The sequence below is a fragment of the Acinetobacter sp. YH12129 genome (genome assembly GCF_013418685.1).
GTDB classification, from domain to species: domain Bacteria; phylum Pseudomonadota; class Gammaproteobacteria; order Pseudomonadales; family Moraxellaceae; genus Acinetobacter; species Acinetobacter amyesii.
Genome location: NZ_VPBP01000049.1, coordinates 1 through 13448, shown reverse-complemented (window position 1 = coordinate 13448; position 13448 = coordinate 1). Strand labels below are relative to the sequence as shown.

The following is a 13448-nucleotide window of genomic DNA, read 5'->3' as shown; positions in this document are numbered from 1 at the left end:
TCCAGATTTAAATCCAATAGAAAATATGTGGTCACGAGTCAAGGCGATTCGAACTAAGTTTAGAGTTAAAGATATTGATAAATTATTTAAAGATTACTGTAATGATTTATTTGGTATTTAGCTATATTTGAGGAAACGACATTTAAAAAACCATCAGACTGTGGGAAAAACACATAGATTTAGGCCGTAACATAGAGAAAGATTTGAGAAAGCAGTATGATGCAACAGGTCAAAATTGACAGAAAACATTGGCAGTCGATTTGCTAATGAACGAAGCAGTTAAATATTTAAAGTATTTGAGGTGAATGTGTCTTCTTTAACAGACGTTTCCACACATGTCCTGACAGAAGCGCAGCAGCGTATTCAGCAGGATTTACTGACAGCGCTTGATGCATTTTCAATTCCAGAACCCTTAAAAGGGGCGGTGTATCATGCTGTGATGTTGGGTGGAAAACGCGTTCGACCGGCACTTTGTTATGCAACAGCAGCGTTAAAACCCAATACCAATTTTGCAGCCGTACGCCGTGCTGCTGTGGCGATTGAATTTATTCATTGTTATTCATTGGCACACGATGATTTGCCGTGTATGGACAACGATTTACTCCGTCGTGGTCAACCAACCTGTCATGTGGCTTTTGGTGAAGATACGGCTTTACTTGCTGGCGATATTTTACAATCGATGGCTTTTGAAGTTTTAGGCAGCCGTCTCTTTGATCAAGGCCCAGCCGTTGAAGCGCCGATCATCTTGAAGCAAATGCAAATTTTAGCGACTGCAACATCCAAAATGGTCAATGGCCAAGTTCTAGACTTACAAGCGGAAGGCAAGCATGTTAGTCAGGATGAACTAGAAAACATTCATCGAAATAAAACTGGTGCTTTAATTTCTGCTGCAATCATGATGGCTGCAGTGACGATATTTAATGGCACAGATCAAGCCATTCCTAAACTCCGTGAGTTTGGTCTGGCGATTGGTTTAGCTTTTCAGGTGCAAGATGATATTTTAGATATTATTGCTGATACTGAGGCATTGGGTAAAACTGCAGGTAAAGATCAACAAGTGGATAAATCCACATACCCTGCGTTAATGGGCCTTGATCAAGCGCAAGCTTATGCAGAAGAATTACATGCTCAAGCGCTTCAAGCTTTGGATTATTTTGCAGAAGATGCAGCAGAATTACACAAGATCACTCAGTTTTTATTAAAACGTCAAAGTTAATATGACGTAGTAATGACATTAGCCCACAACATTTAACATGTTGTGGGCTTTTTTATATTTTGTACATTTGGAACAGAAGTCAATAAACCATCTACGGAATAGCTAAATGGATGACATGATAAAAAAAGGACGCTAGGCGTCCTTTTTTGCAGATATTAAAACTTAGAAATTAAATTTAAGTGCTATTGGTCTTAAATACTTTCTTTATAGATACGATCTGCTTCTTCAAATTTTTCAGTGACTTCGGCAGATGGTGCTTTGCCCATTAAGCTCACAATGATGATTGCAATGAGTGAGCAGATGAAGCCCGGAATAATTTCATAAACGCCTGTGTCGCCCCAGAGGTTTTTCCATAGAATAACCATAACAGCACCAACCACCATACCTGCTAAAGCACCATTGAGTGTCATGCGTTTCCAAAACAATGACATGATAATCAGTGGGCCAAATGCAGCACCAAAGCCTGCCCATGCATATGCTACGAGACCAAGGACTTTAGAGTCAGGATTAGCCGCCATATAGATCGCAAGAAGCGCAATCATTAACACCATGATACGGCCGACCCAAACCAATTCTTTTTGTGAAGCATTTTTACGTAAGAATGATTTATAAAAGTCTTCAGTTAAGGTACTTGAACATACTAAAAGCTGACAGCTTAGGGTACTCATGATCGCAGCTAATATCGCGGCCAGTACGATACCTGCAACCCATGGGTTAAATAGAATTTTAGTCAATTCCATAAAGACCGTTTCAGGGTTTGCTGTAACGACACCTGCCAGTTCTGGATGCTGTTGGAAATAAGCAATACCGAAGAAGCCTGCTGCAACTGCGCCACCGAGGCAGAGCGTCATCCATGTCATACCAATACGACGTGCATTGGGAATCGATTTAACAGAATCTGCTGCCATGAAGCGGACTAAGATATGCGGTTGACCAAAATAGCCTAAGCCCCATGCTAATAAAGACATGATTGCGACAAAACTTAAGTTAGCAAATACATCCATGGCTTGAGGGCGTGCCGCTTCCAGTGCCAGAGTGAACTGGCTTAAATCAGAAAACGACAACATGACCACGATAGGTGTCAGCAGCAAGGCAAAAATCATAAAGCCCGCTTGAATGGTATCGGTCCAACTGACAGCAAGGAAGCCACCAATAAACACATAGCTCACCGTTGCAATTGCACTGATCCAAAGCGCAGTGCTATACGACATACCAAACATACTTTCAAATAATCGAGCGCCTGCAACCATGCCTGAAGCACAGTAAATTGCGAAGAAAATCAAAATAATCACAGCAGACACGATACGTAAGATTTTCTTTTGATCGTTAAAACGATTTGAGAAATAGTCAGGTAGGGTCAAGGCATTATTTTGAACTTCGGTATGTACACGGAGACGACCTGCCACAAGTAGCCAGTTGAGCCAAGCACCGATGATCAGACCAATTGCAATCCACATTTCAGATAAACCTGAAAGATAAATCGCCCCCGGAAGACCCATGAGCAACCAACCACTCATATCTGATGCACCTGCTGAAAGGGCAGTGACAAAGCTCCCTAATCGGCGGCCACCTAAAATGTAGTCAGAAAAGTTACTGGTCGCACGGTATGCAAGTAAACCGATCACGACCATGGCGACAATATAAAAGAGAAAGGTAATTAGGGTGGGATTCAGGGAGCTCATACGGTATCCGCTTTGGCGTTGGACAATTGCGTTTAATTAGGGACTCAATGGGATTTGCCTAAGCCAAGTAGGTGAAATCGAACAATAAGTCCTAAAACGTCAAAAAAATAACGTGAAATTTAAACATAAATTGACAAACTTTGCCTTCTTTTTTGTTTTGAGCATAAAAATGGGCCGTATGTCACGACCCATTTTTATTAATGTGAAGATTTAGTTATTACGTCCCATCACACCACGAATCGTATTCAGTACATCCGCAGGTAATACCACAGTTTTGGCATTATTAGATTTAGCCATATCTTGCATGGCTTTGACGTATTGTTCACCCAGTAAGTACGCAACTGGAATTTCTTTATCGCCGACGGCTGAACTCACCATTTCAATTGCACGCTGAGAAGATTCTGCCAGTACCACTTGAGCTTCTGCATCACGACGAGAGGCTTCTAAACGACCATCTGCTTCTAAAATAGCCGCTTGTTTTTCACCGTCTGCCTTGGTCACTGTCGCACGACGTTGACGTTCCGCAGCCGCTTGCTCTTCCATTGCCGCTTGCATGGTATGAGAAGGTTTAATATCTTGAATTTCTACAGTTTTAAGCGTAATACCCCAGTCAGAGATATCATCAGAAATTGCGGCTTTAAGTTTAGCCTTAATATGATCACGCGATGAAAGTGCATCATCGAGGTCCATTTCACCGACAATTGAACGTAAAGAGGTTTGAACTAAGTTTTGAATCGCCCATGTGTAGTTTTCAATACCATAAACTGCTTTTTCAGGTGTGGTTAAATTGATATAAGCCACAGCATTCATCAGCAGTACCGCGTTGTCACGAGTGATCACTTCCTGAGAAGGAATATCTAAGACGATATCTTTGGTTGTCACTTTATAAGCCACTTCATCGACATACGGAATCACAAAGTTCAGTCCCGGATTGAGCGTTGTATGGTATTTACCTAAACGCTGAACAATCCATTTATAACCTTGGGGAACAATACGGACACCTTTAAAAATGGTGACGGCTACAAAAACTAAGAGCGCTAAAAAAACAATAGAAACACCAGACATGTCATTTCTCACTTATTTATGGATTGTCAGTGGGGTGGTTGCTGCTGTGCAGTTGGACGACTAAATCATTGCCTAAAATATCAGTCACGCGAACACGGTCACCGACTTGAAGTGCATCTTGGGTACGGCAATGCCATTCGTCTGAACCTAAAACAGGCATCGGGAAGCGAACTTTAACGCTGCCATGATTGAGCTGGGTTTGAATCACCATACCCACTTGGCCAATCGTCGCTTCACGCGACAGACCTGCTTTGGTTTTATCAATGGATAAAGGCTTAATAAATTTGAACCACAAAAATGTGCAGAGCACGGCAAAAATAATCCAAACCACAATTTGGACATTAAAGTCCATGGATGGAAAGATCCAATATAAGATCCCAACCAAAATTGCGGAAACGCCAAACCATAGCGCAGCAAAAGACGGCAAAATTAGTTCAAAAAGCATCAAAGCGACGCCCAATACAAACCAGTGCCAAGGTTCTAAAATAAATTCCATACATCTACTCTTATATAAGGGTGAATTGATATAGATGAACCAGTATCTATATCAATGTAGCAGATGTATAACTCAATGAATATAAAAAAAATCGTTGAATTATATTTTCGCTTTTGGTGCTGGTTTAAAGGCCGCAGGGGACTGTTTAAAGTTATCGATCGCCTTAATAATGCTATTCACTTTGAGCTGTGCGGCTTTTTCACCTTCTAAAATCGTCGCATTGCTCGACTTCAAATCGAGTGTGCCGATATGTCCCACTTTAGGTTGAATCACGAAATTAGCATTTTTCAGTTCTTCATTAATACTTTGTTGTCCCATGATGTTAATGGTTTGATCGAGTAAACCAAACATGCTTACGGCTTTGCTACCGTCAGGACGCGCAGAAATATCAACAGCAATCACGATATCTGCACCCATATCACGTGCCGTTTTCACTGGAATCGGGCTGACTAAACCCCCATCGACATATTTAACCCCTGCAATAGTCGCAGGTACAAATACATTTGGAATGCTGCACGATGCACGCACTGCTTGGCCAGCATTGCCGCGGTTAAATTCAGTTTTGCTGCCATTATCTAAACGGGTGGCTACAGCAGCAAAGCGTTTTGGAAACTGTTCAATTGGTTTATTGCCGACGTTTTTATTGACAAAGTCTTGCAGTTTTTGCCCTTGAATAATGCCTTGGCTATTTAAGGTTAAGTCACGAATATCGGACTCTTTAAAGTTTAAGGCCAATTGCTGCATTTGATAAGGCGTTTTACCGCTGGCGTACAAGCTACCGACAAAACTACCCGCACTGGTCCCAGTCACAATCTTAGGTTTAATACCATGTGATTCGAGTACTTTAAGCACGCCAATATGAGCAAAACCTTTGGCACCGCCACCACCGAGCGCAATCGCGATCACCGGTTCACGTGCTTTGGCTGGTGTAGGTGTCGTGGTCGCAGGTGTTTTGGTTGCAGAATCACAGCCAGTGAGTGCCAATACAAAGAGGCTAGGAATCAGGTAATGCAAAAGTTTCATGTGTGAAATCTGATTGTTAAATATACAAAGTGCACATCACATCAAAAAAATAGCCATTTGACTAGGGCTTTTTCCAGTGCTTTTGTAACGGCAAGGCCAACCATTCGGGATTTTTCGGGGAAAATTTGCCATCATAAATCTTCAAAATTTTTTCGAGATCAGTTTCAAAATCTCCACTCGGTTCAAAAACACCCAAGCAATGAATGGTTTTCTTTGCATAATCAAAGCTAAACATCACAATTGGTATCTGTGCTTCATAGGCAATATAGTAAAAACCACTGCGGATTTTATCGGCTTTTTTTCGTGTTCCCTCAGGTGCCATTCCAATCCAAATTTGATCTGTCGCTTGGACAATCTCAGTAATTTCACGCGTCAGTCCATGTGGATTTTCACGCTGCACAGGGATCACGCCGACCCAATCCAAAAGTGGTTTTAAGGGAGTATTGAAAAGGGTGTTTTTGCCAAAAATGGTTATTTTTATCCCGATCCCAAGCAAGGCGAGAAAGCCGTGCCATGCATCTATATTAGAAGTATGCGGAGAAATGATTGCCACAGCTTTGGCAAGGTTTGGAAATTCGCCGTCAAATTTCCATCCTTGTGCCAAGAAAAGTTTTTTAAAAATTGTTCGGCTCAGGATGGAACCGCGTGATGGAACTTGATCGGGCAAAACTGGAAATAATTGAGTCTTTTGATTCATTGCATATTCTTATATAGGTGAAATCCATTTTCGATGTGATGCGCATTTAAAAGTACGGCATCAGCATTGACCTTATCTTAGGTCGATGATTTTTTTAGATCATTGGCAAAATAGCCGCATTTTGACTACTCTAAATGTAACTTCAGCGCATTCAACATTTAGGAACTTATGATCCAGCTTCGTCAGCTCTATCTTTTACTGTTTTCCTTATATTGGGCGCAAGGGTTACCTGTCGGTTTTATGACACATGCTTTACCGGTGATTTTAAGAGCGCAAGGTGTGTCTTTGGCGCATATTGGTGGCTTTGGATTACTCATGCTGCCATGGTCGATCAAAGTTTTTTGGGCACCGTGGATTGATCGACATGGTTCAAGGTCCAAAGGGCACTATCGGAGTTGGATTATTCCAATGCAGTTGTTGTCCGTGGTGGTCTTGGTCTTCCTGTCTTTTTTGCCGATCCAAAGCTTGAATGAACCGATGTATCTGCTGCTGTTTTTTGTGGCTTTACTCAGTATGAATTTGGTCGGTGCGACTCAAGATGTCGCAACCGATGGCTTGGCTGTAAATATTTTAAAAACTGACCAACAGCACTGGGGCAATACCTTTCAGGTGATTGGTTCAAGACTCGGTTTTATCGTCGGTGGTGGTGCTGTGCTTTGGGCCTTGGATTGGTTGGATTGGCAAGCCACATTTCTGTTTTTAGCGGCATTGGTATTCATCAATACGATTCCTATTTTTCTCTATCGAGAACCTTTAAAGCCACAGCTCAACATAATTTCCTCTCAAGAGAATGATAACAACCATAAGCATACTTCAGCCTTGTTCTACGCTATTCGCCAGTATTTGACTTATTTTTCTCAAACTAAAACCCTCACACTGTGGCTCATGATCTTATTGAGTTTTAAGCTTGCAGATGGTCTGGCAGGACCCTTACTTAAGCCGCTGATGGTCGATTTAGGATTGAGTTTTAGTCAAATCGGTCTGTATGTCACCATGTTAGGTGCGGTGGCTGCTTTAATTGGGGCGGGGCTTGCAGGTCTAAGCTTGAAGTATATTTCTCGGGCGCAGGCCTTGGTTTTCTATTCGGTATTGAAAATATTCAGTTTATTGGCCTATGCATGGCTGGCTTTACAGTTCGAGGCTAAACGGCAGGTTCATGAATGGCTGATCTATGGGATCAATGCTGCCGAAGACATGATTTCAGCCATGCTGCTCGTGATCATGCTGACTTTGGTGATGCAATATAGTCGTAAAGCATTTGCAGCAACGGACTTTACATTTCAGGTTGCCATTATGGCGACGGTGAGTGGGGGGCTGTATAGCATCAGTGGCATAGTGGCCGATCAGTTGGGTTATAGCACTTATTTATTTTGGATCACAGGTTTGGCTGCATTGAGCTTAGTCCCGATTCTATTTTGGGGAAAAGCATCAAAAAATGACCAAAATCACTTCTAAATCATGATTTTGGTTGTTTTTTATCAGCTAAAGCACTAAAAGAGCAATGCAAATATTATTTTAATAATTTTGTAATATGTTTCGCGTGTGTAATATCTGTTACAAAATAATTTAAGGAAATTTTTTGATGAAAACTAAGTTAGCAGCGGCTATCGCATTGAGCCTTTTGGCTGGGTCAACCTTTGCAGCACCAACCTTCTACGGTGAAATTGATGCGTCTGTTGATTATTTACCTGAAGATAATAAAACGGGTGTTTCAGACAAAGATGTCGTTGAAATCAGTTCAAACAGTTCTTTCTTGGGTTTAAAGGGCGATGAAAAACTGACAGACCGTTTAAGCGCAGTTTATGCAATTGAATGGGCATTTAACTCAGACGGCGAAGGCGATGACTGGTCTAAGCGTAACCGCTTCGTTGGTTTGAAAGATGCGAAACTTGGGACATTGAAAGTCGGTGCACACGATACACCATTAAAACAATTGTCTAGTCCGGTGGATACATTTAACAACTACGTGGGTAACCGTGCTGATGTTACAGGCATCATGACGGGTGAAAATCGTGTCGATAACGTTGTTGTTTATGAATCACCAGCATTTAAAATTGCGGAAGGTGCAATTAAAGTTAATGCATTGCTTGCAACAGGTGAATCTTCAGGAATCAAGAGCGACAAAGGTGTAGTAAAAACTGCAGGTCGTGGTCTTGGCGATGCTTGGTCGGCGTCTGTTGTCTATGACAGCCCCGTTGTTGTCGCAGGTTTAGCCTATGACAAAGCCATTCCATCGAACTTTGGTGGTGTAGGGATCTTAAATGCTCAAACTCCTGAAGTTACAGGTACCAAAGTTTTTGCTGCCGCAAATACCGTTCGTGCGATCGGTCGTGTAAATCTTGAGGGTGGTTTGGCACTGAAAGCTTTATATCAAACGTCTGAAGTAGAAAAAACACCATATTCAAGCAAAGAAGACACAAACACGAATGCAGAGAATGCAGCAAATATTGATGATGCTCAAGGTTGGTTAGTCGGTGCAGAATACAATCTACCTTCTGCAAAAGCTTGGACAGTAAAAGCACAATATAGTCAAAATACTACGACCTATAAAGTGGGTGATGATTACGAAGCTCAGCAACTCATTGCAGGTGCAGATTATGCATTTAGCAAACAAGTGAAAGCTTATGGTTATGCAGGTTACTTAGCACTTGAACAAGGTCCAGATGAAAGCAAACAACCTGTTCTAGGTACAGGTCTAGAATTTAAATTCTAAAACTTTGATTTAAGTTGTTCAAAAGGCGATGTTTTACATCGCCTTTTTTTATTTTTCTTGCTTAGTTTTGATCAGTTTTAAGTGATTTTTAAGTTTGAATTTTTAGATTAGGGCATCAAAGATCAATAATTGATGCCAATATGCTTCAGGTCATAGCTAAAATACAGCAAAAAATTCCAAGACTTAGTTTAAGTCAATTTAACCTCGTGCTTGCCTTATGGCTTGGGGTGGTTTTGAACCTCGCGTTTTATCAGCAAATCCAGCAGCTCACACCTTATACGGGGCTGAAGGCCGGACTATTTTTAGCGGCAACCGTACTGGTGGTAGTGGCACTTTATAATGTGCTGATGCAACTACTGCAATGGCGATGGAATTCAAAACTTTTGGCGAGTGTTTTGCTGATCATTGGTGGCTTGAGTGCTTATTTCGTCAATAGTTTAGGCGTGACCATTACATCTGACCAAGTGCAGAACATGATGCAAACAGATGTAAAGGAAGTGCAGGATTTAATCTCGCCACAATTTTTTATCTGGGTCTTTGGACTGGTTATTTTGCCAGTGCTATTGATCTGGCTTTTGCCACTGCATAAAGAAGCCCTAAGCACGGTCGTAGCCAAAAAGGGTCTACATATAGTGCTATCGCTCATCCTTTTGGGTGCTTTGCTGTTTGTTTATTTTGTTGATTATGCAGCGATCTTTCGTGAGCATCGTGACTTAAAAGGCATGCTCTCACCACAAAACAGTATCGCTTCGACATTTTCCTATTATCACAAAAAAGCACCGAAACAGAATTTGCCATTGCTGAGCTATGGTGAAGATGCACATATGGTTGAAAACCTAAGCGCCAATAGCTTACCAAAATTGATGGTTTTAGTGGTTGGTGAAACTGCGCGCGCGGAAAGTTTTTCACTCAATGGTTATGCTAAAAATACCAATCCTGAACTCAGTCAGCAAAATATTATCAATTTTAGCCAAGTCAGCTCATGTGGCACCGCAACCGCTGTGTCTGTTCCTTGTATGTTCTCGGGTATGCCGAGAACGGAATATGACGAACAGCTTGCAAGTCATCGCGAAGGTTTACTCGATATTGCACAGCGTGCAGGCTATAAGGTGACGTGGCTAGATAATAATTCAGGCTGTAAGGGTACATGCACACGTGTTGAAAAATATGAATTTCCTGAAGCGCTGAAGAAAAAGTGGTGTGATGCCGATGGCGAATGTCATGATGAAATCTTGGTGGATGGTTTGAAGGCATATTTGGCTTCGATCCCCAAAGCAGATCCAACACCCCGTTTAATTGTATTACACCAAATGGGCAGTCATGGCCCTGCTTATTTCAAACGAAGTACCGCAGCGTTTCAAAAATTTAAGCCAACCTGTAATAGCAATGCCATACAGGGATGTAGCTCTACAGAATTAATAAATAGTTATGACAACAGTATTATCTATACCGACCATGTGCTGAGTGAATTGATTAACACCTTAAAAGTGACTAACAACTATCAAACAGGACTGTGGTATTTGTCCGATCATGGCGAGTCGACAGGTGAACATGGCTTATATTTACACGGTTCTCCATACGCAATTGCACCGTCACAGCAAACCCATGTGCCGATGTTGATGTGGTTTTCACCGGCGTGGCAAAAAAATAATTCAGCGCAATACACTTGTTTAATGGCACAAAAAAGCCAAAAATTAAGTCAGGATAATCTATTTCCATCGCTATTGAGTTTGCTCGATGTGCAGACTCAAGTGATTGATGAAAAAAACAATATGTTGCAACAATGTACTTCAGTACAGCGCAGGACTTAAGCCATGCACAAAATACTTATTATTGAAGATGATTTCATGATTGCCGAATCGACAAAAACCTTGTTGAACTTTCAACAGTTTGAAGTCGAGTGGGTGAATAATGGTATCGATGGCTTAAAGCTCATAATGCAAGGGGGGATTGATATCGTCTTGCTAGATCTGGGTTTGCCGATGATGGATGGTATGCAAGTCCTGAAACAAATTCGTCAAATGCAGCCCAAATTGCCGGTATTAATCATCTCGGCACGGGATCAACTACAAAATCGTGTAGATGGTTTAAACCATGGGGCAGATGACTATCTGATTAAGCCTTATGAGTTTGATGAATTACTTGCACGGATTCATGCGCTCCTTCGACGCACAGGGCTGAGTTCAGTCGAAGCACCACAGAAAATTTTAAAACATGGTGAATTGATTTTAGATATTGAGCAGCATCTTGCACGCTATAAGGGGCAATATGTCGATTTATCTAACCGTGAATGGGCCATATTGATTCCACTGGTGACGCATCCGAATAAGATTTTTTCGAAAGCCAATTTAGAAGATAAGCTTTACGATTTTGATAGTGATATCAGCAGTAATACTATTGAAGTGTATGTGCATCATCTCAGAACAAAATTAGACAAAGATTTTATTCGCACCATTCGTGGTTTAGGTTATCGACTCGGTTAAGGCAAAGGAATTATCGACCATGCAGCAGCCTTATTCTCTGAAAAAGAGACTAATTATTTATGTGTCTGTTTTCAGTATGCTTTTGGGCTGTCTTTTGGTGTTTTCAGCTTATCGAATTGCACTTGAAGAAATTAATGAAATTTTAGATGCGCAAATGCAAAATTTGGCGGAACGTGTTGCAGAGCATGATCCGCAGCCCATTCGCAGCGAATTTGATCAACATAAGCGTTATCACGAAGAAGATTTATTTGTCGATGTGTGGACCTATCAATCCAATGCGCATCAAACCCATCAATTAAAATTATTGGTCGCGCCTCAGCCCAAAGCCGGTTTTTATACCCACAGAACCCAACAGGATGAGTGGCATACCTATATTTTGCCACTCGCAGATCGGCAAATTCAGGTCAGTCAGCAAGAATCGGTTCGACAGCATCTTGCAGCAGAATTGGCCAGCAGCATGTTTATTCCCTATTTGGTTTTTATACCTTTTGCATTAATCGCTTTGGGATGGTTGATTCAACGCAGTTTAAACCCATTGGAAAAATTTAAAAAAGAACTGGCAAAACGGGATGCCTTTGAACTTTCTCCAATCTCTCAAATGCCGTATCCAGAGGAAATTGCACCGACTATTATTGAAATGAACCAGTTGTTTGAACGAATTTCGTTGTCGCAGCAGGAACAGCGCCAGTTTATTGCGGATGCAGCGCATGAGTTACGGACCCCGATTACCGCACTGAATTTGCAAATGCAGATTTTGCTACAAAAATTTCCACAAGATGACGCTCTACAAAATTTGAGTAAAGGTTTAATTCGTATTCAGCATTTGGTCAGTCAATTATTGAGTTTGGCAAAACAAGATGCCTCGGTCTTTGAACTTGAGCGCAAACAACATTTTGATCTTAAGCAAGTCGCAACCAATTGTGTCGAGCAACTGGTACATTTGGCCATGCAAAAAGATATTGACCTTGGCATGGAGCAACAACAGAGCATTGCCTTATATAGTCTTGAGCCAACCGTACATTCAATCATTTTTAATTTGATTGATAATGCCATCAAATATACCCCTGCACAGGGTATGATTAATGTCTCCGTTTTTGAACATGCGGGGCAGGCGGTTGTACAGGTTGAAGATAGCGGGCCTGGCATCGACCCTGCTTTATATGAGCAAATTCGTAAACGCTTTTATCGAATTTATAATCATGAAGAAATTGGAAGTGGTTTAGGGCTGGCAATCGTGGATAAAGCCGCAAAACATATCGGTGCACGTTTAGATTTTGCGAAAAGTGAAACGCTGGGTGGGTTGAAAGTAACGATTCAGATTCCGCTAAGACCTTTAAACTCCTAATTATTTTAATTTACTCCTTGCGAATAAAGCCTATATCCATTCAAAGTGTTTATAGGCAGTTTTGATTTTTTCTGTGGGTAGATAACGATAGCCAAATGTATAAATGACTGTGTTAAAGGCCCAAATAAACCATGCTGTCCATAGATTATGACTGAGAAAATGTGCACCCCGCATCATTTGCGCCCAGCCAAAAGCAAAGCCTAAAATCAGCCCAGCAGATAAAAAGAAATATGCACGGGCAGGTCGATGTATTCGATAAACAAAATATCCCGTAATTAAGGCAAAACCAGTCGCAGCATGGCCACCGGGGAAGCAGTGTCCTTGGCGTGCTGAAAAATCCCAAGAAAAGCCTTGGGCTGTGGCGACGGTCATATTCCAAGGGCAGGCATGTGCAGATTGTGATTTGAGTAAACCAATCATTGCCGTGCTGAATAGAGCCACTACGATAAAATAACCGAATTCAAACTTACGTGCTTTCAGATGCGGATATTTAAAACTGCATATCCATGCTGCGATATACAGGACATAAACGCCTATGACGATATTCTTGATATAGCGATGGTTCAGCACAGCAAGTGCCCAATCATTACGATGAGGAAAACTATAGCCAAATCCTAAAAACTATAGAACAATAGAGATATGGGATATTCAAAAGATTTTAAAGACAAAGTCATAGAAATTATGATTCGAGATGAAATGTCTGTGCGAAAAGCAGCACAGCATTTTAA

Annotated in this window: 11 protein-coding genes and 1 pseudogene; 6 read left to right on the top strand and 6 right to left on the bottom strand. The window is 41.4% G+C overall.

Going from position 1 to position 13448, the window contains the following annotated elements; all coding sequences use genetic code 11:
- Positions 1-307 precede the first annotated feature (307 nt).
- Entirely contained in the window at positions 308-1216 is a 909-nt protein-coding gene (locus FTU65_RS15415) for a polyprenyl synthetase family protein (RefSeq protein WP_180065312.1), read from the top strand.
- 191 nt (positions 1217-1407) lie between these two features.
- Here the strand turns inward: FTU65_RS15415 and putP are convergent, their stop codons facing one another.
- The 5 genes from putP to FTU65_RS15390 all read right to left on the bottom strand — a co-directional run bounded on the left by putP (position 1408) and on the right by FTU65_RS15390 (position 6179).
- Positions 1408-2898 (bottom strand): sodium/proline symporter PutP, encoded by a 1491-nt coding sequence (putP, locus tag FTU65_RS15410; RefSeq protein WP_180065313.1) that lies wholly within the window; start codon positions 2896-2898, stop codon positions 1408-1410.
- 210 nt (positions 2899-3108) lie between these two features.
- Positions 3109-3963, bottom strand: coding sequence for an SPFH domain-containing protein (locus tag FTU65_RS15405; RefSeq protein WP_078189969.1), 855 nt, complete (start codon positions 3961-3963; stop codon positions 3109-3111).
- A 16-nt stretch (positions 3964-3979) separates the two neighbouring features.
- On the bottom strand, positions 3980-4459 hold the full coding sequence (locus tag FTU65_RS15400) for an NfeD family protein (RefSeq protein WP_078189968.1): 480 nt from the start codon (positions 4457-4459) through the stop codon (positions 3980-3982).
- 99 nt (positions 4460-4558) lie between these two features.
- Positions 4559-5482 (bottom strand): patatin-like phospholipase family protein, encoded by a 924-nt coding sequence (locus FTU65_RS15395; RefSeq protein ID WP_180055353.1) that lies wholly within the window; start codon positions 5480-5482, stop codon positions 4559-4561.
- A gap of 61 nt (positions 5483-5543) precedes the next feature.
- Positions 5544-6179, bottom strand: coding sequence for a 1-acyl-sn-glycerol-3-phosphate acyltransferase (locus FTU65_RS15390; protein WP_180010085.1), 636 nt, complete (start codon positions 6177-6179; stop codon positions 5544-5546).
- A 168-nt stretch (positions 6180-6347) separates the two neighbouring features.
- On the opposite strand from FTU65_RS15390, the gene FTU65_RS15385 reads away from it, so the two are divergent.
- The 5 genes from FTU65_RS15385 to FTU65_RS15365 all read left to right on the top strand — a co-directional run bounded on the left by FTU65_RS15385 (position 6348) and on the right by FTU65_RS15365 (position 12720).
- Complete coding sequence (locus FTU65_RS15385) at positions 6348-7634, top strand: MFS transporter (protein ID WP_180065314.1); 1287 nt, start codon at positions 6348-6350, stop codon at positions 7632-7634.
- Between the two features lie 127 nt (positions 7635-7761).
- Positions 7762-8892: a porin gene (locus tag FTU65_RS15380; protein WP_180065315.1), complete on the top strand. Its 1131-nt coding sequence runs from the start codon at positions 7762-7764 to the stop codon at positions 8890-8892.
- A gap of 140 nt (positions 8893-9032) precedes the next feature.
- On the top strand, positions 9033-10703 hold the full coding sequence (locus FTU65_RS15375; RefSeq protein ID WP_180065316.1) for a phosphoethanolamine transferase: 1671 nt from the start codon (positions 9033-9035) through the stop codon (positions 10701-10703).
- Positions 10704-10706: 3 nt separating this feature from the next.
- Positions 10707-11375 (top strand): response regulator transcription factor, encoded by a 669-nt coding sequence (locus FTU65_RS15370; RefSeq protein WP_180065317.1) that lies wholly within the window; start codon positions 10707-10709, stop codon positions 11373-11375.
- Positions 11376-11394: 19 nt separating this feature from the next.
- Positions 11395-12720, top strand: a complete 1326-nt coding sequence (locus FTU65_RS15365; protein ID WP_180067013.1) for an ATP-binding protein — start codon at positions 11395-11397, stop codon at positions 12718-12720.
- A 30-nt stretch (positions 12721-12750) separates the two neighbouring features.
- Here FTU65_RS15365 and FTU65_RS15360 read toward each other — a convergent pair.
- A pseudogene (locus tag FTU65_RS15360) lies at positions 12751-13320 on the bottom strand (phosphatase PAP2 family protein); the annotation flags it as partial.
- Positions 13321-13448 lie beyond the last annotated feature (128 nt).